General features: G+C 49.0%; 16 protein-coding genes and 1 tRNA gene. 14 read left to right on the plus strand and 3 right to left on the minus strand.

Going from position 1 to position 26,367, the window contains the following annotated elements:
• Positions 1-11 precede the first annotated feature (11 nt).
• The 5 genes from xylR (at position 12) to KGP26_RS00335 (ending at position 7,477) form a co-directional block, all read left to right on the plus strand.
• Positions 12-1,190 (plus strand): D-xylose utilization transcriptional activator XylR, encoded by a 1,179-nt coding sequence (gene xylR / locus KGP26_RS00315; protein WP_059199223.1) that lies wholly within the window; start codon positions 12-14, stop codon positions 1,188-1,190.
• 115 nt (positions 1,191-1,305) lie between these two features.
• The gene (locus KGP26_RS00320; RefSeq protein ID WP_223664876.1) at positions 1,306-2,652 is read left to right on the plus strand and encodes an esterase-like activity of phytase family protein; all 1,347 of its coding nucleotides are present in this window, start codon (positions 1,306-1,308) and stop codon (positions 2,650-2,652) included.
• Positions 2,653-2,912: 260 nt separating this feature from the next.
• A complete protein-coding gene (locus KGP26_RS00325; RefSeq protein WP_179250956.1) occupies positions 2,913-3,602 on the plus strand; it encodes a helix-turn-helix transcriptional regulator in 690 nt (229 codons plus the stop codon).
• Positions 3,603-3,725: 123 nt separating this feature from the next.
• Positions 3,726-6,044: an Orn/Lys/Arg decarboxylase N-terminal domain-containing protein gene (locus tag KGP26_RS00330; RefSeq protein ID WP_223664877.1), complete on the plus strand. Its 2,319-nt coding sequence runs from the start codon at positions 3,726-3,728 to the stop codon at positions 6,042-6,044.
• Positions 6,045-6,124: 80 nt separating this feature from the next.
• Positions 6,125-7,477 (plus strand): amino acid permease, encoded by a 1,353-nt coding sequence (locus KGP26_RS00335; RefSeq protein ID WP_223664878.1) that lies wholly within the window; start codon positions 6,125-6,127, stop codon positions 7,475-7,477.
• A 369-nt stretch (positions 7,478-7,846) separates the two neighbouring features.
• On the opposite strand, the gene KGP26_RS00340 is transcribed toward KGP26_RS00335, so the two are convergent.
• The 3 genes from KGP26_RS00340 to KGP26_RS00350 all read right to left on the minus strand — a co-directional run bounded on the left by KGP26_RS00340 (position 7,847) and on the right by KGP26_RS00350 (position 10,058).
• Positions 7,847-8,791 (minus strand): Rpn family recombination-promoting nuclease/putative transposase, encoded by a 945-nt coding sequence (locus KGP26_RS00340; protein WP_223664879.1) that lies wholly within the window; start codon positions 8,789-8,791, stop codon positions 7,847-7,849.
• A gap of 10 nt (positions 8,792-8,801) precedes the next feature.
• Positions 8,802-8,966 (minus strand): hypothetical protein, encoded by a 165-nt coding sequence (locus KGP26_RS00345; protein WP_155621689.1) that lies wholly within the window; start codon positions 8,964-8,966, stop codon positions 8,802-8,804.
• 507 nt (positions 8,967-9,473) lie between these two features.
• Positions 9,474-10,058 (minus strand): DJ-1/PfpI family protein, encoded by a 585-nt coding sequence (locus KGP26_RS00350; RefSeq protein WP_021181316.1) that lies wholly within the window; start codon positions 10,056-10,058, stop codon positions 9,474-9,476.
• Positions 10,059-10,232: 174 nt separating this feature from the next.
• Here KGP26_RS00350 and KGP26_RS00355 point away from each other — a divergent pair.
• From KGP26_RS00355 to KGP26_RS00395, 9 genes are all read left to right on the plus strand, one after another.
• Positions 10,233-10,327: transfer RNA gene (locus KGP26_RS00355), tRNA-Sec, on the plus strand.
• Positions 10,328-10,491: 164 nt separating this feature from the next.
• Positions 10,492-11,700, plus strand: coding sequence for an integrase arm-type DNA-binding domain-containing protein (locus KGP26_RS00360; RefSeq protein WP_223536782.1), 1,209 nt, complete (start codon positions 10,492-10,494; stop codon positions 11,698-11,700).
• Between the two features lie 271 nt (positions 11,701-11,971).
• Positions 11,972-13,969 carry a DEAD/DEAH box helicase family protein gene (locus KGP26_RS00365; protein WP_223536785.1) on the plus strand — a complete coding sequence of 666 codons (1,998 nt, stop codon included), beginning with the start codon at positions 11,972-11,974 and terminating at the stop codon, positions 13,967-13,969.
• A gap of 17 nt (positions 13,970-13,986) precedes the next feature.
• On the plus strand, positions 13,987-15,843 hold the full coding sequence (locus KGP26_RS00370) for a hypothetical protein (protein ID WP_223536788.1): 1,857 nt from the start codon (positions 13,987-13,989) through the stop codon (positions 15,841-15,843).
• Between the two features lie 258 nt (positions 15,844-16,101).
• Positions 16,102-16,863, plus strand: coding sequence for a hypothetical protein (locus KGP26_RS00375; RefSeq protein WP_223536791.1), 762 nt, complete (start codon positions 16,102-16,104; stop codon positions 16,861-16,863).
• 3 nt (positions 16,864-16,866) lie between these two features.
• Positions 16,867-17,415 carry a BREX protein BrxB domain-containing protein gene (locus KGP26_RS00380; RefSeq protein ID WP_179248586.1) on the plus strand — a complete coding sequence of 183 codons (549 nt, stop codon included), beginning with the start codon at positions 16,867-16,869 and terminating at the stop codon, positions 17,413-17,415.
• 13 nt (positions 17,416-17,428) lie between these two features.
• The gene (gene brxC / locus KGP26_RS00385; RefSeq protein WP_223536794.1) at positions 17,429-20,905 is read left to right on the plus strand and encodes a BREX system P-loop protein BrxC; all 3,477 of its coding nucleotides are present in this window, start codon (positions 17,429-17,431) and stop codon (positions 20,903-20,905) included.
• Between the two features lie 119 nt (positions 20,906-21,024).
• On the plus strand, positions 21,025-24,417 hold the full coding sequence (locus KGP26_RS00390; RefSeq protein WP_223536797.1) for a BREX-1 system adenine-specific DNA-methyltransferase PglX: 3,393 nt from the start codon (positions 21,025-21,027) through the stop codon (positions 24,415-24,417).
• Positions 24,414-26,255, plus strand: a complete 1,842-nt coding sequence (locus tag KGP26_RS00395) for a DUF262 domain-containing protein (protein ID WP_223536800.1) — start codon at positions 24,414-24,416, stop codon at positions 26,253-26,255. The genes KGP26_RS00390 and KGP26_RS00395 overlap by 4 nt, the downstream gene beginning before the upstream one ends.
• The last annotated feature ends 112 nt before the right edge of the window (positions 26,256-26,367 follow it).

Raw genomic sequence — 26,367 nt, forward strand, 5'->3', positions numbered from 1 at the left:
GGGGAGCCCCCATGTTTAAGAAGCGCTACCGTATTACGCTGCTGTTCAACGCCAATAAAGTGTACGACCGCCAGGTGGTGGAGGGCGTTGGCGAGTATTTACAGGCGTCGCAAAGCGATTGGGATATCTTTATCGAAGAGGATTTCCGTTGCCGCATCGATAATATCAAGGACTGGCTGGGGGACGGCGTGATCGCCGATTTCGACGACCGGAATATTGAGCAGCTGTTGCGTAACGTCCAGGTACCGCTGGTTGGCGTCGGGGGCTCTTACCATCGGGAGGCGGATTACCCGCCGGTGCATTACATCGCTACCGACAACCATGCGCTGGTGGAAGCGGCGTTTATGCACCTGAAAGAAAAAGGGCTGAACCGCTTTGCATTCTATGGCCTGCCGGTGGAGGGGGGTAAGCGTTGGGCGCAGGAGCGTGAACAGGCTTTCCGCCAGTTGGTGGCTGCGGAACAGTATCAAGGGGTGGTGTATCAAGGGATGGAAACCGCGCCGGAGAACTGGCAATACGCCCAGAACCGCCTGGCGGACTGGGTGCAGACCTTGCCCCAGCAGACCGGGATCATAGCCGTTACCGATGCGCGGGCGCGCCACCTGTTACAAGTGTGCGAGCACCTGGATATTCCTGTGCCGGAAAAACTCTGTGTGATTGGCATTGATAACGAAGAGCTGACGCGCTATCTGTCGCGCGTGGCGTTGTCGTCGGTGGTGCAGGGGACACGCCAGATGGGCTATCGTGCCGCCAAGCTGTTGCATCAACTGCTTGATCAGCGCGAGCTGCCGCTACAGCGCATTCTGGTGCCGCCAGTGAAGGTGATTGAACGGCGGTCTACAGATTTCCGTTCACTGCGTGACCCGGCAGTGATCCAGGCCATGCACTATATCCGTTACCATGCCTGCAAAGGGATCAAGGTGGAGCAGGTACTGGATGCGGTGGGCATGTCCCGTTCCAATCTGGAAAAGCGCTTCAAGGATGAAACCGGCCAGACGATCCATAATGCCATCCACCAAGAGAAGCTCGATCGCGCCCGCAATTTACTCACCGCGACCTCGTTACCCATCAATGAAATTTCCCAGATGTGTGGCTACCCATCGTTGCAGTACTTCTATTCGGTGTTCAAGAAGGGCTATGACATGACGCCCAAAGAGTGCCGTGACCGTTTTGGGGAGGCTGGCTATTGAAACCGCAGTGTGGGCATTGTTTATTACGCGGTAGATAATATTTCTGTCATTACGGCTCCCTATAGTGGCGTTGCTTTTTACCTTTGGGCAAAACCATAATCAGGGAATTCATAATATGCATAAATCACCCTCTCGCCTGGCACTGCTGGCCAGTTGCCTGGCATTCAGCACCACGCTATGGGCTCAGGCTCAGGAAGTCCCCGCCGTGCTGGCCGGGCACGCCGTATTACCGGTGAAGTCCAGCGTCACGGCCCCCCAGGATGCACCAACCGATCTGCAACAGAGCGGTAAATACACCAGCGGCAAACGCATCACCGAACTGGGTAGCGTAGCGGGGAAATCTGCCGATCGGCTGACCGGCATCGGGCTACCCATCAATGGCCAGCCGTTGCAGGGGCACTCCGGTATCAAACACATGCCGGATGGCACCTACTGGGTGCTGACCGATAACGGCTTTGGCAGTAAAGCCAACTCGCCGGACGCCATGCTGTATCTCAACCATTACCGTATCGATTTCAAGGAAGGCACGGTAATGCCGCTAAAAACGCTGTTCCTGCACGATCCCGATAAAAAAGTCCCGTTCCATATCGTCAATGAAAGCACCGACAAACGTTACCTGACCGGCAGCGATTTCGACCCGGAAAGCTTCCAGTTTGCCGACGATGCTCTATGGATCGGCGATGAATTTGGCCCTTACCTGATTAAAGCGGATCTGAACGGCAAGGTGCTGGCGGTGTTTGATACCCAGGTTGACGGCAAAGTAGTGAAATCACCGGATAACCCGACGCTGACGCTGCCGGGTGCGCCGGACGGCAAGCAGAACTTCCAGGTCGCGCGCTCCAAGGGCTTTGAAGGAATGGCTGTATCACCGGATGGCGGCAAGCTGTATCCCCTGCTGGAAGGGGCGCTGTGGGACGGCGAACAGTTTGAGAACGTGGCGGGCAAACGCTACCTGCGGGTGCTGGAGTTTGACGTCAAACAGCAGGCATGGACTGGCCGCAGCTGGCAGTACGTGTTGGAAGACAATCAGAACGCCATCGGTGATTTCAATATGATCGACGCCACCCACGGGCTGGTGATCGAACGTGATAATGGTGAAGGCACTGCCGATAAAACCTGTGCTGCAGGCGCGCCAATGGATAACTGCTTCAGCCAGATCGCTAAATTCAAACGGGTCTACAAAATAGCGTTTTCCGACGCCAACGTCGGCAAACCGGTGGAAAAACTGGCGTATATCGATTTGCTGAACATTCAGGACCCACAGAAGCTGGCGCGTAAGCCGCTGAATAACGGCGTGCTGAGCTTCCCGTTCTTCACTATCGAGAATGTCGATGTGGTGGATGGCAGCCATATTATCGTGGGGAACGACAATAACTTCCCGTTCTCTTCCAGCCGCGAACCCAACGTGGCAGATGATAACGAATTTATTTTGCTGGATGTGAAAGCCCTGCTACAGCCGTAAAACTCTCCTTTATCGCCAAGCCTTCTCCTGATTGGGGGAAGGCTTTCTTATTCCGCTGATGAAGAAATACGTTAAGTGACCCCGTTTTTGGGGGCGCATCGTAGATATAGGGCACGGTCACTTTCAGGTAAGTATATTAATAAAACGTTACTTTCAATCTTGCCGCTTCAGGTTGGCTTTCTGGTAGTCTGCTCTGGGCGTTTTACACTATGTCGCCATTTGCATTGTGAATAATGGCACCAAGGATTGAAGGTGGGAAAATGTCTCGTGTCAGTACCGAAAGTATTATTGCGAAATTAAATTCGTTAGCTATTGCTATTCCTTTGGAGATCCTGATTGCGTGGGAGTCTAGTGATGAGGCCTGGTGTTTAAAGGACGTGCATAAAAAGCCCGTGTATGCCAATGCCAGATATGGCCTATTGCTGAAACCTGAAGAAAATGGGAGGCCTTCTGCACTAGCCCCTTTTAAGCCCTTTATCTCCATCCATGATCAACGCGTTATTGATGAGATGAGGAAGATTGAGGCAATAGGGATCCTCCCTATCGATAGCAAACGCATATTCAGCGTGTTTTATTGTGAACGCATGCCCTACTACGACAAACAGGCTCATTGCTCCGGTATTATCAGCCATATCAAACCCCTGCACTCCATCACCGCACGTTTTTTTGTCTCTGGTGATGATATCGGTAAATTAACCGTTGCTTGTCCCTCCGAGATTTTATCCGCTAAGGAGTGGGTCGTGGCTTTTCTGTTGTTACAAGGCATGGCGGAGAAAGAGATTGCCGGTATTCTCAACAGAACGTTGAGGACGATAAAGTTCCATAAAAGTAATATTCTGGCTAAGGTCCATTGTGAAACTACCCGGGAATTTATATTTTTTGCCAGAAAGCAGCAATGGCAATTCTATATTCCACCATTATTTTCCAAACCCTGTTATATCATCCGCTAATCACCTCACTACAAAACTGTACCTTTGGTACAGTTTATTGTTTGTACTTCAAGAGTATGCTCGCTTTCATCATCTGGCATCCCAGTTGATATCTCAATGACATGGATGAGAAGAGGTCATACAATGAGTTATGCAAGCAATCTTGATTTTCCAATATTAATTGTTTCTGTACGCGATAATAAAATACAGGTCGATGATGGCTATCATGCGATTAAGGAGGTGCTGGCATTAAATAACTACCATTTTATCCACGCGGAAAGCAATGAAACGGCGCTGGCGATGGCCAGAAAAGAAGCGGGCATCGGCTGCATCATTATTAATGAGTGCGAGGGTGCTAACTTGGGCGGGGCTTCTCCCATTATCAAGGAGATTATTCGCGTGGTCCGCGCTAAAAACAGCCGGGTGCCCATCTTCTTTTCGTCAAGTGTACCTTTGTTAGGGCGTTTATCGACGGAGGTGATTCAAGAGATCCATGAGTACATCAACATCAGCGAAGATACGCCCAAGTTTATTGCTGGCCGCATTCATCTGGCGATACGCCAGTATATTGAGAACCTGCTGCCGCCTTACTTCGCCGCGTTAAAAAGTTACGCGTTAGACAGCCCTTACTATTGGGATTGCCCGGGGCATCAAGGGGGCGTTGCCTACCTTAAGCACCCGGTAGGCCGTGAGTTTATCAATTACTTTGGCGAAAACCTGATGCGGGCAGACATCGGCATCTCTACGCCGGAAATGGGGGACTGGCTTGAACATAAGGGAGCGCCGGGCGAATCGGAAACGCGAGCCGCCAAACTCTTTGGCGCGGACAAAACCTTCTACGTGACAGGCGGATCTTCCCAGTCTAACCAGATAGTAGGCCACTCAATTGATTTAAAAGATAAAATCATCCTGGTTGACCGCAATTGCCACAAGTCCGTCAACCATGAGCTGACCATCACCCAGGCTAAACCCGTCTATTTCCAGCCTGCGCGTAATGGGCTCGGCATTATTGGCTTGATCTCTCCCGAGCAGTTTGAGGCCAGCGCGATCCAGCAAAAAATCGATGACAGCGTGCTGGCTTATCAGGCAGAAGACCGCAGCCCCGCTTATGCCATCATCACTAACTGCACTTACGACGGTTTGATTTATGACGTCACTGCCGTCACCCAAAAGCTGGCCAAGTCGGTACCCCGGATCAAATTTGATGAAGCCTGGTATGCCTATGCGAAATTCCATCCCCTGTATCAGGGGCGGTTCGCCATGGATGTGCCCGAAGATAAAGACAACGGCCCAACGCTGTATGCCGTGCAATCGACACACAAGATGCTGGCGGCCTTTTCTTCGGCCTCGATGATACATATCCGCAATTCCAAACGTGCCCCGGTGGATTACGACATTTTCAATCAGGCTTTTATGATGCACGGCACCACGTCACCGTTCTATCCGATCATTGCCTCAATGGATGTGGCGACCGCCATGATGGAAGGGCAAGCCGGTAAGACATTGGTCGATGAAGCTATTCACGATGCTATCAGCTTCCGCAAGACGCTGGTGACCGTCGCAGACAAGCTCAAAGCGGAAAAAAGTGACAAGGGATGGTTCTTCGATGTCTGGCAGCCGAGCACGTTGCTGCAGGAGGGTAAAAAGGTTCCCTTCACCCAGGTGGCCGACGAGGTGCTAGCCAACGATCCCACCTGCTGGCAGTTGCGAGCCGGAGAGGCATGGCACGGCTTCGGCGACTTGCCGGAGGGTTATGCGATGTTGGATCCCATCAAGGTCACCATTACCTGCCCTGGGCTGAACGCGCAAGGAAAGATGAATGTTTTCGGCATCCCCGCGCCGGTAGTGGCAAAATTCCTGGATACCCAGCGTATTATCCCGGCCCGCAACGGCGACTACACCATTCTGGTGTTATTTGCATTGGGTTCTACCCAGGGCAAATGGAATACCCTGATCGACATGCTGATGATATTTAAACATCACTATGACGAGAATACCCCGCTGACCTCGGTGCTTCCGCAGGTTGCGGCCAGTTCCCCCGCCTATCGCAACATGGGCATCGGCGATTTATGCCGGTCGATCCATCAGGCCAATATCGAACTGAAAATTGCCGAGCTTTTGGAGCTGGCCTGTTCTGCAGAGGCCATCCCTGTTCTTACCCCCTCCCAGGCCTACCAATGCCTGATCTCCGACCAAACCGAGCAGGTCAAGGCTGCCGACATAAGCAACCGCACGCTGGGCGTGATGATAACCCCTTACCCACCGGGCATTCCGCTCATCATGCCGGGTGAAAAGGTGACGTCAGAATCACGGGCCATCGTCGATTACCTGGTGGCCTTGCAGACCTTCGGCCAGCGATTCCCCGGCTTTGAACATGAACTGCAGGGTGTGGAAGTGGATGAGAACGGCACTTATTGGGTGCGGTGCATAAAAGAAACGCCTGCCAGCGCTTCCATACGTTAATCGGCTCGCGCTTTATCCCCATGGGTGCGATCCGCACCCTCTTCAAGATGTGTATCAACGCAATAATGATGGGAAATATCATGGCTTCTGTTAATACTGCCTCCGTGAAAAAAATGGGGTTGGTCGCCCTGACGCTGGTGACCGCCTCTAACATGATGGGATCCGGGGTCTTCATGCTGCCAACCAATCTGGCAGGCATCGGGTCTATCTCTTTATTTGGCTGGGTGATTACCATTGTGGGTGTGATTGCCCTGGCGCTGGTGTTTGCGAAAAACAGCATGGTGACACCGCGTGATGGCGGCATTATTGCCTATGCCAGCGACGCGTTTGGGCCATTTATTGGCTTTCAGACCACCATCTGTTACTGGATCAGCGCCTGGGTGGGTAACGTGGCGCTGCTGGTGGCAGGTGTGGGTTACCTGAGTTATTTCTTCCCTATTCTCAAAGATCCGCTGGTCAGCTCTATCACCGCCATTGCTATCCTCTGGGCATTTATCGCTCTGGCTTCTTTGGGGGCAAGGGTGGCCGGGCGCTCCCAATCATTCACCGCCTGCTGCATGCTGGTTGTAGTGCTGGGGATCGGTTTTATTGGCTGGTTCTGGTTCAAACCCGCGTTATTCACCGAAGTTTATAATGGCACCAAGGGTAGTGACGTTTCGGCAATCCTCTCCGCCGCGTCTTTGGCTTTATGGGGCTTTTTGGGAGTGGAATCCGCAGTGGTGTCCAGCGGACAGGTGGAAAACCCCGAATCCACAGTGCCCAAGGCGACGGTATTGGGGTTGCTGATTGCCGCCGTGTGCTATGTCACCAGCTGTTCGGTGATCATGGGGTTAGTACCGCATAGTGAACTGGTGAATTCCGCCGCCCCCTTTGCCGATGCTGCCCGTTATATGTTTGGTGAATTCGCCGGGGAAGTGGTTTCCGCTCTGAGCATTATCGCCTGTTTTGGTTCGATCTCTGGCTGGCTGATCTTGCAGTCTGAAGCCCCAAAAGCTGGCGCGAAGCAGGGGCTCTTCCCGAAATTCTTTGCCGTGGTGAACAAAAACGATGTACCGATGAAGGGGCTGATTTTTACCGGCGTACTGATGACCGTGGTATTACTGACCACGGCTTCGCCTAATCTGGCAAAACAGTTTCAGGTGATTGTGCTGATGTCGGTGTTTGCCTCTTTACTGCCCTATATCTATGCGCTGGTCGCGCTACCGATCATCATGGTGGCCAAATCCTTGAATAAGGGCGGGGGCTTCATTTTCTACTGCACGTTGGCGGTGATTGGCATTCTCTACAGTCTGTTTGCCCTGTTCGGATCGGGAGGCAATGCCATGTTCTGGGGGGTATTGATGATGATGCTCACCATCCCGCTATATGCACTGGTTGCCGCAAAACGCAGCAAAAGCGGGATCAAAACACTGTACCTGGATAGCGAGGAGTAGCCGTAAAAAACAGAAAGCGCGGTAACAATGAAGGCGTTACTGCAACAGTGAATGGCTCTTTTATCTCAAAGCCTTCTCCTTGGTGGGGAGGCTTTTTATGATGGTGAAAAATAAAATACAGCGAATCACCCCTTTTCGGAGAGATATAAGACCCTGCCAGTATTAGTTGTTCATTTTAATTAAACGCGTTACGTTCAATTTTGTGTAATATCCTGGCGGTGAGACTACACGGCAATTCTACATTTCGCCGTTATTTGCCAAACCTTGCTATATCATCAGGTAATAGTCCCACCCTAAAATAGTCCCTTTGCGACTATTCAGACTACTGGCAAGGTCCGACAGTAAGGCTAGAACATTGTTCTAATAAGATTAATGGCGGATCTGTGCCAGCTCGTCTTCAGTCAGACCGGTCATTTTCATGACGGTGTTGCGATCGAGACCGTTCTGCAGCATGGTACGGGCAATTTTCAGCGTAGCATCGCGCTCGCCTTCTGAATGCCCTTCCTGCCGACCAAGCTGAATGCCCTTCTCGATACCCTTCTCAATGCCCTTCTGTTCAAGCTGTTGTGCGATGGTCATCAGTGTGTCCCCATGTTGCGGCACTCGCTGTGCCAGTTGGCGTACAAAGGCTTCGGCGTCTGACGTTTCGCCCGCCTGTACAATATAGTGTACCAGCGATACTACCTGGGATGAAGAGAGATATCCGGCCAGTAGGATGGGAGCGAGTCTATCCACCAGTTCTGCCAGATCCCGATGATGAATGTGCTTCTGCAGTAGTGTCAGAGCCGCCATGCTGCGATGGCCTGCGATTTCGTCATCAGGGATGACGGTGACATCGACAAGCGGAAAAGCAGCGCTGTAAAGTTTACCGGCTAGCTCTGGGTTAGCAAACTCATCCAGCCACCGGGTGGAATAGGGGTATGGGCTGCGCTTACCGGTATAGAATAGCATCGGTATTACCAAAGGCAGCTTTTTGTGGCCCTCCTCCAGATGGCGCTGCATGGCCGCTACTGCGTACCTGATGAGCCTGAAAGCCATGTGCCGATCCGGGGTGGACTGGTGTTCGATGAGCACGTGGACATAACCGTCATCCCCAGCAGTGGTTTTCAGGCTGTAGAGCACGTCGCTGAAGTACTGGCGGAGGTTATCTTCCACAAAGGAGCCTGACTCCAGTTTCAGGGTGTTAAGGTCGCAGATGGCACGCAGCTCTGCCGGGAGGTGTAGTTCCATGAAATCACGGGCAACCTCTGGCTGGGTCAGGAACTGTCTGAATGTGGCATCGTGGGGCGTTGGCGTGGTGTTTTTCTTTTTCATTATAATCATTTCACTCCGATACTGATTTTAAGCTGACGTTATTATTTTTCGCATATCCCTCCATTGATTTATCTGAGGCAAGCTCCGGCGAACCTATATTCAGGATATTTATTAATTCACCGAGGTTTTTATTAAGATATGAAATTAATTCAGATTTTGTTTGTGGCATACCCATAAAGAATTCCCTCTATTTTTTAGCATAGATCCCGTGAAGGCATTGCATGGTGTAATTATGGACTACCCACCACTACAGGGGAACAAGTATTAGTGATGTCACGGTTCTTTCAACCAACTATGCTCCTACGGTCGAATATCTTTGCCCCGAAAAAATCAAAAAATTGCCACGTTGTTATCAATATGAATAATTTTTGCCAAAGGTGCAGCTTATTCCCGCACTTCTATTGTGTGGTTAACAAAAATGATGGGCCGGTTAGGGGGGATTTTTACCGGCGTGCTGATGATCGTGGTATTACTGACCACGGCTTCGCCTAATCGGGTAAAACAGTTACAGGTCATTGTTATGCGTTGGTTGCCGCTAAACGTAGCAAAAGCGGGATCAAAACGTTTTATTTGGTTAGCGAGGAGTAGCCATAAAAAACAGAAAGCGCGGTAACAATTTTCGCTTTCGGCATCGGAGCCAAAAAACGCAAACTGTGCCGCGCCTAGTTAGCAGCAGTAGCGATTAATGCACTGCCTGTGGGGCTTGCCAGTTTTCGTGATAGATATGTACGGCTTGCTCTTGCGTAGTAGTGCGATCGCCGGTCAGGCGGTAGGCCACGGTGAAGGCAAAATCAAACGCGGCCCCCAACCCTTGGCCACTGATCAGATTGCCATCTTCCACAACCCTTTCAGCCACGTAGGTACCATCTTCGATCTCCTGATGCAGATCGCCAGAACAGACATAACGGCGGCCTTGCAGCAGTTTGTTGGCAGCCAGTACGCGAGCGGCGGCAGAACACAGCGGACAGATCAGCTTGGCGGCACGATCGTGGCGGCGGATAAACTCCACGACCAGCTCGTTTTCCGCCATTGCGGCGGTAGCCTGCGGCCCACCGGGGATCACCACGGCATCGTACAGTTGGTCCATGCGGCGTTCCAACAGAGCATCGGCAAACATACGTATCTGGTGATAGCTGCGCAGCTCCAGCCTATCCTGGCAGGACAGCAGCTCTACCTCTATCTCCATACGACGTAACACGTCGATCACGATAACCGCCTCGGCCTCTTCAAATCCTTCGCTCAGCAGGACGGCAACTTTCTTGGTCATAGCATCTCCAGCAATGTACGGGTTAATAACCCGGGCTCGGCTAGGGTAGCAGATAAAAGGCGGGAGTTTTGTGCGGGAGAGCAAGTGTACGAAGGGGATCGCGGAAACATGAATTCCCTCTTAGCAGCTAGGGGGATTCGCGCTATAATCTGCGACTTGCTTCCTAGTTCTAGAGGAAGATCCTCGTCCCCGGTGGGGCGGCTGGACTTCAAATCCAGTTGGGGCCGCCAGCGGTCCTGGGCAGGTTCGACTCCTGTGATCTTCCGCCATTCGATGTATTCTGAACTCCACTAAAGTCAATAAATCCCTTATAATACCCGTAACTTAAGCCACTTTCGCTCTCCTGGTGTCAACTCATGTCCACCCAAATCAAGTGTAGTCTGGGGGCACCATAGGGGGCACTGGCGATGCCCCTATTTTTGAGGTGCCCCCTATGAAGCTAACAGCCCGACAAGTTGAAACTGCTAAACCAAAAGACAAGCCGTACAAGCTCTTCGATGGAGGAGGGCTTTACCTTGAAGTAAAAACCAGTGGTTCTCGTTACTGGAGATTGAAGTACCGTTACGGCGAAAAAGAGAAGCGCCTTGCCTTTGGCGTTTACCCGGATGTATCTCTGGCAGAAGCCCGTGACAAACGCGATGTAGCTAAAAAGATTCTGGCTGCAGGTGACGATCCTGGTGAAACCAAAAAAGCTGAGAAGCTTGCTCAGAAACTGAATTCGGAGAACACGTTTGAAGCCGTTGCCCGCGAGTGGCATCAGGCTAAAGCCGACCGCTGGTCACTGCGCTACCGTGATGAAATCATTGATACCTTCGAAAAAGACATCTTCCCTTATATTGGCAAGCGGCCGATTGCCGATCTCAAGCCGATGGAGTTGCTAGAAGCACTGCGCAAAATGGAGAAACGCGGAGCGCTGGAGAAAATGCGTAAGGTTCGCCAACGCTGTGGGGAAGTATTTCGTTTTGCCATTATCACTGGCAGAGCTACTTACAATCCTGCTCCCGATCTGGCTAGCGCTCTGGCAACGCCGAAGAAGGAACACTTCCCATTCCTGACGGCTCAGGAACTGCCATATTTCCTTAAAGACCTATCTGGTTACACTGGCAGTGTCATCACTAAAACCGCAACCAAGATCATCATGCTGACGGGCGTAAGAACCCAGGAGCTGAGATTTGCACGTTGGCAGGATATCGACTTTGACAAGGGGCTGTGGAACATACCGGTTGAAGTGATGAAAATGAAGCGGCCTCATGTCGTTCCATTATCAACGCAGGTTATTGAGCTGTTCAGCTCTCTCAAGCCAATGACTGGCGGCTATCCCTTGGTGTTCATTGGTCGGAACGATCAGCGTAAGCCAATCAGCAAGGAAAGCATCAATCAGGTTATTGAACTGTTGGGTTACAAGGGGCGACTGACTGGCCACGGCTTCCGCCATACCATGAGTACCATCCTGCATGAGCAAGGCTATAACTCGGCTTGGATTGAGACCCAGCTTGCTCACGTGGATAAGAACAGCATCCGTGGCACCTACAACCATGCGAAGTATCTGGATGGACGGCGTGAGATGTTGCAGTGGTATGCGGACTATATGGATAACCTGGAGCGGGACGGGAATGTGGTAAATGGTGGGGATTTAGTATGAGAGATTAAGGAAAAACCCACAATTCAGCAGAGAAGACAGCTAGAAGAGTAAAATGATGAAAGATGTCAGCAATGCCAGTTAACATACTGGCATTGCTGACTTTAATTGAAATGCACTTTTTAGTCGTGATATTGGTTTTACTGAGTCGGCTAGTATTCAAGCATGATTTTTTTGACTGATGACCCTCAGATCTACTCACCGTTAGTTGGAGACCGCTGGTAGGTGTGCGAAACTAATAAAACCATTCTTAAACTCAAGGACGGTCTGACTTATGACTGCCAAAACTGATTCTCTAAGACAGAAAGTGCAATCTATTCTCAATGGACAAAATTTACATGAGCACCAACGAACGGCAGCACAAAAAACATTTGATGCTCTAAATGGTAACGTCAGAGCGGTTATCACTGCTGCAGAGATGCAAGCAGGTAAGTCAGGTGTGGCTTTGGCACTTTGCTGTTTGCAGCGCCTGTCTATGAATGATGACGATATTTGCGACCGGCTCAAGCTTAAGGATACTTTGTACCTGGTGACCATGCCTGATGTGGCTCTGCTTGAACAGGCAGAAAAAGATCTGGCTGATGCAAAAAATGTGGTCGTTAGTAACTTTATTCGTTTTGACCAGGACTTAGAAAGGAGTTTTAAGGGGAGTCCGCCGAAGCTTATCCTGATTGATGAATGCCATTATGGCTCAAATGCTTCAGCTATTCGTTATTGCAAAGTTTTTGATTATCTTGAAAAGGAAAATAAAGAATGTAAGGTCGTTTTCATTTCAGCAACCCCTTTTGGCGCTCTCTATGCAGCAGAAACAGAGTATGATGTGGCTAAATATGAGGAAGAGATTGCCAGGAGTCATCACAAGGAAAAAGAAGCAAGCGAAGCCGCAGAGGCTGCGGAGGAAGCAGCTAAAAACTCCATATTGCGCCGGGATTTCAATACAAAACTCGTATTCCATCGTACCAGTAATGAATACTACGGTGTCAGGGAGATGCTGCAATCTAATAAGGTAACTGGATTAGATAATGATTCCAGAAACATCCTCCTAGAGTCATCAGCAAGAGATAAATTGATGACCTTATTGGCTCAACATGAAGGTGCAGGATGGGCATTAGTGAGAGTGCCACCTGGCGCCGCAATGGAAGCAAAAAATGGTTTCATTCAGGCTGGCTTCTCTGAGCAAAATATTCATATCCTTGGTAAGGACTTGAGTGGAGTTCCTGAGGACCAACTAACAACCATTGAGCGATTTAAAAAAGAGTTTGATGAATGTATCGATTTCGATGAAAAACTCATCGCAATTACTGTTGCTGGTTGCCGTGCCGGAATTAATTTCGGCCAAGATATGAAACAGCGGCTCATTGCTACCTGGGATAGTACGGTCACTAGCGTTGCTGCCGTGGTACAAGCTAATATCGGCCGGGCCTGCGGCTATCACAACAATCGAGATGCACATCATTTTACCAGTCTCAACGCAGCACAAGCGTATGCCGCCATATTAGATTATCTTGACCAAAATACCAGTGAGCACGCAGCTTCAGATTTCGATGGTTTAAAAGAGTTTTTTGAAGACATCTGTCAAGAGTTTAATGTAAACGGTTTAGATGTAGGATTGACGGTCAAAAATAAAAGACGCAGGCCTATTGGTGATGTTGAAACCTATATGACCGCTAGCTACGTTGCAGTACCGGCAAAGTTATTTTCTCCTGATTACGACTTTACTCAACATACTGACGATAAGTTGATGTTGCAAGCTATCGCTTTAATCCGTGAAGAGCTGCTGAAAGATTCGGGGCCATCAGTAAAATCATCACGTGCTATGCGAGGCAGCAAGAAAAACTGGGTAAAGGCCCAATGGGTAAATGGTGATACCTATGACAACAAGGAGAAAGCCCTTAAAGAAGGAACGATGAAAGAACGCACCCTGAAATTCACTTGCCAGCTTGATGCTGAAGAAGCATTAGAGTTCAATACAGTGGTTATGCCCGGTTCAGGTGAATATACAGAGCAGAAATTGATCACGGCTACTATATTTAGTGTTTACAATATGTCACGCCGAAATAATGTAAATAAATGGGTTATGACTGAAGCTGATGTTCATGAGATGTGTGAATATTTCAGTGTTGACTATGATGATACTATGTTCGTTTTGTTTAAACGTGGCGAGTATAATGCTGAGATAAGTCGTTTGAAAAATGCAGCTAATCAGTTACCCGATTATGAAACGACTATCTATGATGAATCACAGTTTTCCGAACAGCAGCGTAATGTTTAATTAGGCAAGGTAATATCATGAAAATGATGGCGAAGCGACATCGAGAGCGAATAGGATTAGTGCTCAATAACTATGTTTTTGCACATCAAAAAGATGCAGCCTATCGTGCATTTAATTATTTTAATGGTGGTGCTAGGGCTGTTATTGTTGCCGCTGAAATGCAATCAGGAAAGTCAGGGATTGCATTAGCTATGAGTTGCTTACAACGCGATTCTTTGTCAGATTTTGATTTATGTGACCGAAGGAAACTCAAAGATACTTTATATTTGGTAACAATGGCGGACATCTCTCTATTGGAGCAAGCAAAGAATGATTTCTCGACTTCTCCCAATATGGTAATTAGCAATTTTGCCAATTTCAGGCAGTCACTGGAGACTGAGTTTAAACATCAACCACCGAAGTTAATTATCATCGATGAATGTCACTATGGTAGTAATCAAGAGGGTATTCGCTATGGTAAAATTTTCAACTACCTTGATAGTGAAAACATTGGTTGTAAAATTGCCTTTATTTCAGCAACCCCTTTTAGTGCTCTATATTCCTCTGGGTCCGACTCCATTCTAAAACATAGCTATCATACCCAGTTGGTGTTCCATAAAACCAGCCGAGACTATCACGGCATACGTAGCATGCACAAGCACCATCAAATTGTGAAACTGGATCCGACTCAACGAGATTTTTGCCAGGATTCATTGTTACGACGCAGGTTTATCAGACAGTTTTGTGAACACCAAGGGCCTGGTTGGAGTCTAATCCGGGTGCCCAACGGTTCAGCTTCACAGGCCAAAGCAATATTGCTAGATCAAGGGATCGATGAAGATCAGATCTTCATCATTGGTCAAAAGTTATCTGGTGTTGAAGAATATGAGATTGGCACTATTCAGGACTTTAAGCATGCCTATGAAGCAGCAAGCCTCTTTGATGATAAGCTTATCGCTATCACAGTTGCAGGTTTTCGAGCTGGGATAAACTTTGGCTCAAAGATGAAAGAGGAACTAATCAACAGCTGGGATAGTACTATCTCTAGTATTGCAGCTATCGTTCAAGCGAATATTGGTCGTGCTTGCGGTTATCATAGCAATACCCTTGCTATTCATTATACAAACCTAGATGCTATAGGCGCTTATAGCGAATTGCTCAATCATCTTGAGAGTCAATCCGAGCACTGTGATTTTGTTGCTTTACAACAACAGTTTGAACGCATCTGTGAACGCTACGATGTCATTGGTTTTGACCGTGGGCTGATGGTTAACACCACCTCAATCAGCCAAAGTAGACAGCAAAGCCCAGATCATTTTATTTATTCAACTGAATGCTACCACGTTATTCCTGCAAATCTGAATGAAATTGCACCAGACTTTAGTGGCTATGGCTTGGGTAATGAAATTTTAGAGGCTATCCAACTTATTCGGGAAGAGTATCTTAAGGATAATGGCCCCTTTATCAAAAGTGGCAGAGCACTCAGGGGGGATCACCAAAACTGGATAAAAGCCCAATGGGTAAACGGAGCTACCTATGATAATTTCACTGAGAGCTGTGCAAAGGCACGAACCTTATCGTTTATCGAGAAGCTCAATTATGGCATGCAACTCGAATTCAATCAGGTCGTCAATCCTGGTGGGGGGGAACGTACGGATGATAAGCGACTTATGGCGGTTATCTTCAGTGTTTATAATTTATCCAGGCAGCAGGATGCTTATAAAAGAACGATGGATGAAGATGACCTAAAAGAGCTGTGTAGGCTGCTGAAAGTTCCCTATGATGATACTGTTATCGTTATTTTTAAGCGCGGGGTAGTTTTTAACATTAGCCCATCAGAATTAGAGTTTGACGTTAGTCCAACAAAGTTAAGGAATAATTCGATTTTTAAATAACGCAGGGCGGCAACTTCATTGCAACTTAGCGTGATATGGCATGTTGCATTAAAATTGCTCAAATGCACTAAAGCAGCAACACTTCATTCATAGTATTTGGTAAAACGTAGTCACCGTGGAGTGGCCACCTGTGGTGGATGCATTTATGCCATACAGCATAAATGTTCGATTTGGTGACCTAGTTTCGTAGAGCTATGGCCCTCTCAGGGGTAGAATGATGCTTCTTTGACTGTATGAACTGAGCGCCATTGAGGATTTATGAGTAGCGATGAACGCCTAGTGAGACTGGGCTTTAAATTTGGTAAGAGTGGTGCCCACTCCGCTCGTAGCCTGATGTATGCAGAGCTCAAAACCCTGTTGAATGCCCGTCCCTGTGAAGCAACCCGGTATGACTACCAGCAGGATATAGAGCTTTTCAATCGACTCCATAAAAGTAGCGGTAATGCTCGCAAGCTGACCTTCCGACATCTGGTTGATCTTTATGGTATATCACCCGAGATCCCGCTGTTTCGAGTATTTCGTCAGTTATGGGATAGATCTGAAGAGGCGCAACCTCTGTTGGCGTTGCAATTGGCGTTGGTCAGGGATCCTCTACTCAGGCAAACCCAAGCTTTGATCAGCACAACGCCCATAGGGCAGGTGTTAGAGCGTGAAAAGGTTGAACATATTCTGTCAGCGCCGGAACCGAGCCGATTTAGTCCAGTGTCATTGCGCTCATTTGCCCAAAACATCAATGGCAGTTGGACCCAGGCTGGACTCTTACATGGCAAAGTAAAAAAGGTTAGAACTAACCCTGTGGTTACTTATGTCAATGCGGCTTTTGCACTCTTCCTGGGGCATTGTGAAGGTAAGTCTGGGCAAGGTCTTTTTCAGACCTCCTGGTTTCAACTACTAGGATTAGAGCCTGCGCAAGGGTTCGAGTTGGCCTATATGGCATCACTGCACGAAGTGATCAGTTATAAGCAGGCCAGTGGCATCGTTGAAGTGCGTTTCCCACTCTGGACTATTGAGGAGAATTAAGGCATGAGCGATCGCCTCTCGAAATTGATTAAGCGTTTTGCAATCTATATGTCTGTGCCCTGGCGAGCGGTGCTCTCAGCCGAGGAACGAGCAGTCTTTGTGGTTTACCACAAAGAGGATGAGCTCAAGCTACGCGCCCGCGTTCAAGAGTTTCAACTGGTGGTAGAGCAGAATGGCCACCGTTGGCAGTTACTGGATATCACAGATGGTTTCGCCAAGTGGATGGGGGAGCACGACTATGCAGAAGCCTACTTCGATGAGCCTGAGTTGTTGGTGGGCAGTTATGAATTTTTTGCCGAAGAGTTAGCTGAGCGCCTGAAAGTTGAAGTCGATAAGGCGCTGGGGGGCAATGATGTGGTGGCCTTGCTAGGCACCGGTACTCTGTTTGGATTCGCTTCTGTCTCAGCGCTGGTAAAGGCCCTCTCTCCAGCGATAAAAGGGAAGCTAGTCGTCTTCTTCCCCGGTGAATATCACGATAACAATTTCAGTCTTTTGGATGCCAAGGATGGCTGGGGCTATCATGCCACCGCCATCTGCCACCATAACGAATAACAAGGAATTCGGGATGTTAAATAGAGAGATTTACACTAACGACCCACTGCAATCAGAGTTAGCAAACAATGGGGTTGCCGTTGTAAACGATGACCAGAGTGCCGAGTCATTTGCTACTCTGCGCTACGAGTTGAAAACCTTTGTCTGTGATGGTGCCTATGAAGCAGGTATGCAGAAAATTCTGACGGCATACTTGAGCAAGTTAGAGGCGAAGGTCGAGCAGTCTGGGGTTTGGATCAGCGGTTTCTATGGGTCGGGTAAATCTCATTTGGCCAAGATGCTTCGCACCTTTTGGACCAACCAACGTTTCCCGGATGGCGCAGACCCACTGAGCTTGGCTGAGTTGCCCGTGGGTATTCGTGAGCAGTTTGCTAAACTTGAGCGTCTATCCCATGAATACCAAGGCCTTCATGCTGCTTCTGGTACTCTAGGGGCGGGTAAACGGGGCAACGTGCGCCTAGCGTTTCTCTCTATCATCTTCAAGTCGGTCGGTTTGCCAGAGCAATACCATTTGGCTCGTTTTGTTATGTGGCTAAAATCCCAAGGAGTCCTTGAAGAGGTGCAGCAGTATGTTCGCCTGCATGCTAAGCCTTCAGGGGATCTCGATGCATGGCAAAAAGAACTGCGTAACCTCTATGTCTCTCCTGTGCTGGCTCAAGCTCTTTTGTCACATTTCTCAGACTTGGCTACCACTACACCAGATATGTTCAAGGTGCTTCGTGCTCAGTTCCCCGAAGTGAAAGACATCACCAACGATGAGATGGTTGGTGCTGTGATGGAGGCTCTTGAGCGCAATGGTCAACTTCCTTTGACCTTGGTTGTTCTTGATGAAGTGCAGCAGTATGTTGGGGGGGATGAAGATCGTGCTTTCGATGTACAAGAGGTGATTGAAACCTGCTGTAAGGCGAGTCGTTTCAAATCCCGCCTGCTGTTTGTGGCCACCGGTCAGAGCGCCCTCAGTGATACCCCTAACCTGCAGCGTTTGATGGGCCGTTTTGTCGTGACGGTTCAATTGGCCGATACCGATGTGGATGCGGTCATTCGTAAGGTGATACTGCAGAAAAAAGAGAGCGCCAAAGGGGTCATAAATTCTCTGTTCCAAACCAATCTAGGTGAGATCAGTCGTCATCTGCGTGGTAGCAAGTTTGAACACCAGCGAGATGATGAGACCTGGATGGTAGCCGACTATCCTCTGTTGCCGGTACGCCGCCGTTTTTGGGAAAAACTACTGCCTGCTTTAGATAAAACCGGTACCGGCTCTCAGTTGCGTAACCAACTGCGTATTACCCATGAGGCGACTCGTTTTGGTGCCGAAAAACTCCTTGGCTGTATTATTCCTGCAGATTTTATCTACGACCAGATAGTCAATGACCTGGTAAACAGTGGGGTAGTGGGGCAGGAGATCTATGCCGAGATTGGCAAGCTCAAAGACGGCTCTCATGAGGAAGTGTTACAGGGGCGAGCATTGTCGCTGATCTTGATGATCAGCAAACTACCAAGTGAGATTGACTATGGCATTCATGCAACCGCCGAAACCTTAGCCGATTTGCTGCTTGAAGATTTGAATACGGAAAAGCATGAATTACGTCCCCGGGTAAACAAGGCCTTGGAGGCTCTTGAGAAGGCATCGCTCATTATGGCGGTTCAGGCTGCCGGTGGCGTAGAGTATCGTCTGCAAACGGCAGAAAGCCAGCAATGGTACGACATGTATCGCCAGCAGCAGGCAGAGCTACGGGCAGACCCGGCTCGGCTGGATGGCCTGCGTAATCAATTGGTACACTCAGTGGTACGCAAACTGGTGAGCCAAGTACGATTGACGCAAGGGGGGGTGGCTGAAGGCCGTACGTTGAATGTGGAATTTGGTGATGACTTGCCTAAAGATTCTCAAGAGAAGCTCTATGTGTGGGCTCCCTCTCTGCCAGAGAGACAATTACAAGAGCTGGCACGTGCGGACAGCGCCGATAACGGCACACTCTACCTTTATATTCCGTCCGATCGTAAAAGCGCTTTGAATGCTGCTATTGTCGACAAGCAAGCGGCTACCATGACCTTGGATGTCAAACAAAACGCGGTAATAACCGAAGCCGGTAAAGAAGCGCGTGCCGCCATGATGTCCAGCCAGCGGAATGCTGAGGCGGAGGTTAAACGCCTGACCTCCGAGATGGAAACCCTGATGTGGTTGCGTCTTTCCGGTGGCAGTGAAGTAGGTGGCGATACTCTGAGTGAGCAGTTGCAAAAAGGGGCCGAAACAGCTTGTATTCGCCTCTATCGAAACTTTGATATGGCCGATCACAAGGGCTGGGCCAAGGTCTATGACCGTGCTAGCCGTGAAGGGGGCGAAAATGCTCTGGAGGCAGTGGACTACCAGGGCGAGGCACAAGCCCATCCGGTCTGCCGCGAAGTTAAAAAATTTATCGGTGTGATGAAAACAGGTGCCGAAGTGCGTGAACGCTTTGGCAAAGCTCCCTATGGCTGGTCCCGTGATGCTATCGATGGTGCTCTCTTTGCCATGTTGGCTGCTGGAGTGATCAAAGCCAGTGATGCCAAACTTAATCCTACCGATGCCCGCAGTCTAGAACGCGCTCAGGTTGGCCAGACTCAGTTCCGCCCCGAGACTGTTACTATCAGTAAGAGGGAGCTTATCCTGGTGCGTAGCTTGATCAACAGTTTTGGTGTGCCCTGCAATGCCGGGGAAGAGAGCAGTAAGCTCGGCGAGGCGCTGCAAAGTGCTAAGGCGTTGGCCCGTCGTTTGGGCGGTGAAGCGCCGTTGCCATTGCCTCCAAGCACCCAATGCATCGATGAGCTACTTGTACTGTCTGGTAACGATCAACTACTTGAGGCCTACAACCGCAAAGACCAGCTGCAAGCGGAGTACGAAAGCTGGAAGAACCAGCTTGAACTGGTCGCTGAACGCAATGAACAGTGGTACAACCTGCAAAGCTTATTGCCGTATTGCCGCGAGTTAGTTGTTATTAGCGAACTCAATAGTGAGTGCGAAGCCTTGCGCGCAGGGCGCACCCTGCTGCAAAGTCCATCGCCAGTACAGCCACTGCTAGCCAAGGCGCTTACCGCCCTGCGTGATGCCATCACCGCCCACTGCACTCGCTATGAGCAATGCTATCACGATTGCTACCGCGAGTTGGAGATTGACTCCAGTTGGGCCAAACTCAACGGCGATCAGCAGAGTGATTTACTTAAAAAACATGGTATTGCCAAGCTTCCTGCCCTCAAGTTGGGAAATTTGGACGAGGTGCAACAGAGTCTGGATAACTGCTCCTGGCAGGGGTGGAATGATCGCATCGCTGCCTTGCCCTCTTACTTTGCCAAGGTTTTGAATGATGCCGTAACGCTACTCAAGCCTAAGGTGCGCCATATTTCGCTGCCTAAACCGTTAATTGAATCAGAGCAAGATCTGAAAGACTGGCTTGCACAGGTAGAAGCACAGGTGCGTAGCGAACTGGACCAAGGTAACCCAGTGCGTGTCAGTTAACGCATAGCAACCAAGCGATTAAGCTACTTACGGCGCACTGGCAATCTGGCCGGTGCGCTTACTCCCTGATAGTGACGATTGGGACAAACCAATCTGCTCTGATCCATCGAGTGAATACCATGAGACAATCCCTGGATAAAACCCTAAGAAACCAGTTAGAAAGTACCGTTTTGACTGCCCGCGAAGTAGTCGAAACCGCTTGTCATGAAGAGATTGAGCGCTTAGGCATTGGTGATACAAACGCGCCAACCTTTTTAAACGAGGCTCAGCGCAAGCTGCGTAACCGCCTGCGTGCCCATGCCCGACAGTTAGGGGACAATCTTGCAGTCAACGGTGCACAGGAGACGAAGCACCTGCTGGCCGAAATGGCTTACGAGCAGTGGCACCGAATGCTATTTGCTCGCTTCCTTGAGCAAAATAATCTGTTGATGTATGACCCCCACACATCGGTCACTCTGGATGAGTGCGCAGAGCTGCTTGAAGAGGAACCCGAGTGTGCCAGTGCCTGGGAACTGGCTGGTCGTTTAGCCGCTAGAATGTTACCTCAAGTGTTTCGGGTCGATTCCCCCGTGCTTGAGGTGCGTCTTGCCATCAACCATCAGCGAACTTTAGAAGGGCTGATTAACAATCTACCATCCGCTATTTTTCAGGCCCAGGATAGCTTGGGGTGGTGTTACCAGTTTTGGCAGACCAAGCGTAAAAAAGAGGTCAATGATTCGGGTGTACCGATTGGGCCAGATGAACTTAGCCCGGTGACTCAGCTATTCACCGAGCCCTATATGGTCTCGTTTTTACTCGATAATGCCCTTGGCGCTTGGTGGGCTAAACGTCGTTTGACCCAGGATCACTTGCGTTATGCCAGCGATGAGCTGGAGCTGCGTGAGCGCGCTGCTATCGATGGTGTACCGCTCTCTTATCTGCGCTTTGTAAAAGTCAGTGATGAACAAGGCGAGCTGTGGCAACCGGCCGGTGGTTGGTATGACGCTTGGCCGCAAGAGATCGGTGAACTCAAAGCGTTGGACCCTTGCTGTGGCTCCGGCCACTTTTTGGTAGCGCTTTTCTTGATGCTAGTGCCGATGCGTATGCAGTTGGAAGAAGTTGATGTCAACACCGCCATTGATCGGGTACTGCGACAAAACCTTCATGGATTGGAACTTGATGGCCGCTGCATCGAGATCGCAGCCTTTGCTATGGCGCTGGAGGCTTGGCGCTTCCCAGGTAGTAGCGGTTATCGTCCACTACCCGCCCTGCAACTGGCCTGCTCAGGGCAGGATGTAGAAGCTGCTGCTCAAGAGTGGCAGCAGCTTGCTAAGCAAAACCCAGAGCTTGAATCTGCGCTGACCTGGCTTAAACACCAGTTTAAAGATGCCCCTGTACTTGGTAGCCTGATTGATATCAAAAGCGCTCAGTATAAGGGGAAAGAGGTAGGCAAGCCCGCCCCTTGGCTGCAGCTATTAGCCGCTCAGGCCAATGGTGTTGATGAAAGTCAGGATACCCGTATTGCCGCGCAGGGATTGGCATTGGCGGCTCAATTGCTTGCGGGCAGCTACCATCTTGTGGCCACAAATGTACCCTATTTAAAACGAGGAAAACAGAGTTCTGTTCTGCAGGAGTTTTGTGAGAGTTACTATCCAGAAGCCAAAGTCAACTTGGCAACTGTGTTCCTGGAGCGTTGCCTTGACTTTAATGCTCCAGGGGGAAGCTCAACCATTGTATTACCGCAAGAATGGCTTTTTTCGATCAGTTATATGGAGTTTCGGGAAAAACTACTGATAGAGCAGGCTTGGAACCTTTTGGCCCGCCTGGGGGCAAGGGCTTTTGAAACTATTAGTGGTGAAGTGGTTCAAGTGATCTTGTTTATCCTTAGCAAGGGTGTAGTTCATAAAAATGCACTAATGCGTGGAGTGGATGTGGCGGAATTGAAAACGGCAGAGGAAAAAGCGAGCTTTTTACTTTCAGCGGCTATTAATGCCGAGATTCAAGCAAGTTTACTTGAAAACCCTGAATCAATAGTTTCTTTCAATGAGATTAACTATCAGAACGTCGGAGCTTTTGCTAAATCAGTCCAAGGGATTAAAACAGGCGATGATGGTCGGGTACGCAGATCATTCTGGGAGCTTAGTGAGCTTCTTTTGGAGTGGAGTTATTATCAGAGTACATTTGAACGAAACTTACATTTCGGTGGATTACAGTATGTCCTTTACTGGGGAGATAGAGGCGATGGCTTGGCGAGGAAGCAAGGTCTAAAGGCTTGGGGTAAATATGGATTAGGCATTAGTCAAATGGCCTCTTTACCAAGTGCTATATATATTGGTGAAAAGTTTGATAGCAATATGACCGTAATAGTTCCAAATAATAGCAATGACCTTCTGCCAATAGTAGAGTTTGGTATGTCCGGTTTGTATTCACAAGAAGTAAGGAAATTTGATACATCATTAAAACCAACCAATAGTGCTTTTGAAAAAGCACTGTTCGATATTGAACATTGGAGGAAGTTATCAAAGGAAAATTATAATCAAGGACTTCCGAAACCTTATTCTGATGATCCTACACAATGGATCTTCCACGGGCATCCCTGTTCTTCTGTAATTTGGGATGAGGAAAGTAAATGGACCAAAGAAGGGCCAGTGCGCTTTGATGACACAGTGCTACAAGTTGCAGTGGCGCGGATGTTGGGTTACCAATGGCCTACCGAACTTGATGAGCAGATGGAACTAGCCGACGAGCAGCGTCAACTAGTTAAGCAGGCTGCCAAGCTTAACTCTTTCGTCGATGAAGATGGCATTGTTTGTTTACCGGCTGTACATGGTGAAGCGCCTGCCCATACTCGCTTAGAAAAGCTATTGGTGGCTGCCTATGAAGATGACTGGAAGGCTGGGGCGCTGGATAAACTGCTTGTCTCGGTGGGCAGCAAGAGCCTGGATCTTTGGCTGCGCGATAAGTTTTTTGAACAGCACTGCAAGCTATTCCAGCACAGACCCTTTATCTGGCATATCTGGGATGGCCTGAAAGATGGCTTTGCCGCCCTGGTTAACTATCACAAGCTTGACCGTCCTGGGTTAGAACTGCTGACGCACACCTATTTGGGCGACTGGATCAAGATCCAGCAGCAGGGACTTAACGAGGGTCGAGATGGTGCCGAAGAGCGTCTGACCGCAGCCAAGAACTTGCAACAGCGTCTTGAAGCGATCCTGGTAGGCGAGAAAGGTTTGGATATCTTTGTGCGTTGGAAGTCGCTAGCCGAGCAGCCCATTGGCTGGAAGCCGGATCTCAACGACGGTGTGCGCCTCAATATCCGGCCCTTCCTAAAAGTGGACGATGTGGGCAAGAAGGGGGCTGGGATCCTGCGCATTAAACCCAATATTAACTGGAACAAGGATAGAGGCAATGATGTCGAATCCGCACCTTGGTACTCTTTGGGGTTGCAATATGGCGAAAAAGAAGGTGCTCGTATCAATGATCACTATTTATCGCTAACGGAGAAAAAGGCTGCCCGGGAGTTACTATCATGATCAAGTCGGTTCACAACTATCCTGTTTCTACCTTGCTCGATATTGAAGCGGGGGTGATATATGCCATCCCCCGTTACCAGCGGGAGTACACCTGGGGTAAGTGGCAATGGGACGCCCTGTTTGATGATCTGTTAGAAAACGATCTGCACTATTTTCTGGGCTCTATCATCTGCATTAATCAGAGCACCGATGCTCTATCGGTCCAGCAACTTGAGTTGGTTGATGGTCAGCAGCGTATGACGACTCTATCTATCTTGCTTGCGGCCATTTATTTTGTGTTTTCAGCCCAACCTGATTTAACCATGGAAAGGCAGATTGAGCTGTATAACCTCAAACACAAGTTAGTGCTCAAGAAAAAGGCGGAACAACCTAGATTGGTACCACAGGTACAGAATTATAATCAGCAAGACTATAGGGTTGTACTGAATATGGCGGGCATTCTTGCTGAGGTAGAGGCAAAACCCAATGCAGGTAAGCGCCGAGTAGTTAAAGCGTATCGGCACTTCATCGGGCGTATCGAACATTATTTGTTCGAACAATCTCAACTGAGTATGCCTCTTGAACCTATAGTTGCGTTAAATGACCTGTTGGAGAAAGTCAATTCCGCATCTCTAGTTAAGATTGAAGTAGGTAGCCACTCAGATGCCTATACCCTATTTGAGTCACTCAATAACCGAGGAGTGCCGTTAACCGCTATCGATCTGATAAAAAATAAACTCCTAGCTAAACTCGAACAACTTGATGAAGGGCAGATAGAAAATCACTTTAATAGCTGGACCCAAGTGATTGCTGCTTTGGGGGATGATTATGCTGTTCAGGAACGTTTTTTCCGTCACTACTACAATGCTTTTCGCGCCGAGCTAAAGGATATTTTCCCCGTTCCTGTCGCGACTAAATCCAACCTTATCCAGATCTACGAAAAGATCATTGGTCATGATGCTCAGGATTTTCTGGTGAAAATGAAGCACCATTCAGCGCTTTATGCTCAGCTTATTGGTCATCACAGGTTATCGGATGCGCCGCATCTTGAGCAGTTGTTGCAAAAGTTGGGTCGTGTACAAGCTGCCCCGTCCTATCTGCTGTTGTTGTTACTGTTTTCACGGCGTGATTCCATGGAGCTGACGAACGCACATTTGGAGCAGGTGGTTAATCTGCTTATTGCCTTTTTCGTGCGGCGTAACACAACAGATTATCCTGCAACCCGCGATTTGACTCGCATTTTTATGGAGTTGGCCGATTCGGTTCGCCCTCTCTGCGCTGAACAGGTCTACCACAAAGTTGCAAATACTCTTCGTAGTGTTAGTGCCAGTGATGAGCAGTTTAAAGAGGCCCTTGCTGGCAATCTCTATGAAGAGAATACTGGAGTCTGCCGCTTTATCCTTTGTGCCCTGGAAGAACAGCATATGACTAAGGAGTATGCGGTCGATTTGTGGGCCATGGAAGGAAAGCAGTATGTTTGGACCATTGAGCATATCTTCCCGCAAGGTGAAAATATTCCTGATGAGTGGGTGGCGATGATTGCACAGGGAGATAAGGCATTAGCTGAACACTATCGTCAGCAATATGTACATCAGCTCGGTAATCTTACTATCTCCGGTTACAACAGTACGCTGGGTAACAAGAGTTTTGTAGAAAAACGAGATAGGGCCAATCGCCAGGGGCGCCCAGTAGGCTATCGCAACGGCCTATTTTTGAACAATTCTCTTGCGAAAGCAGAAGTATGGACCGTAGCTAATATCACAAAACGTACAGATCAGATGGTAGAGTTAATCTTAGCAGCATTCCCCTTACCTGAGGGGAATGAGCATAATTATAAACTGGCCGAACCTTGTCTTTAAGCATTCTATTTCTCAGTGACTAAACGTGAAGAGGAACCTATGATCCCTGACCTTAGCATCGTTACCGGTAGCCAGTTTGGATCCTCCTTTTGTTCAGTTGATATTAACTCCA

Source organism: Serratia sp. JSRIV002 (assembly GCF_019968725.1).
In the GTDB taxonomy this organism is placed as follows: domain Bacteria; phylum Pseudomonadota; class Gammaproteobacteria; order Enterobacterales; family Enterobacteriaceae; genus Chania; species Chania fonticola_B.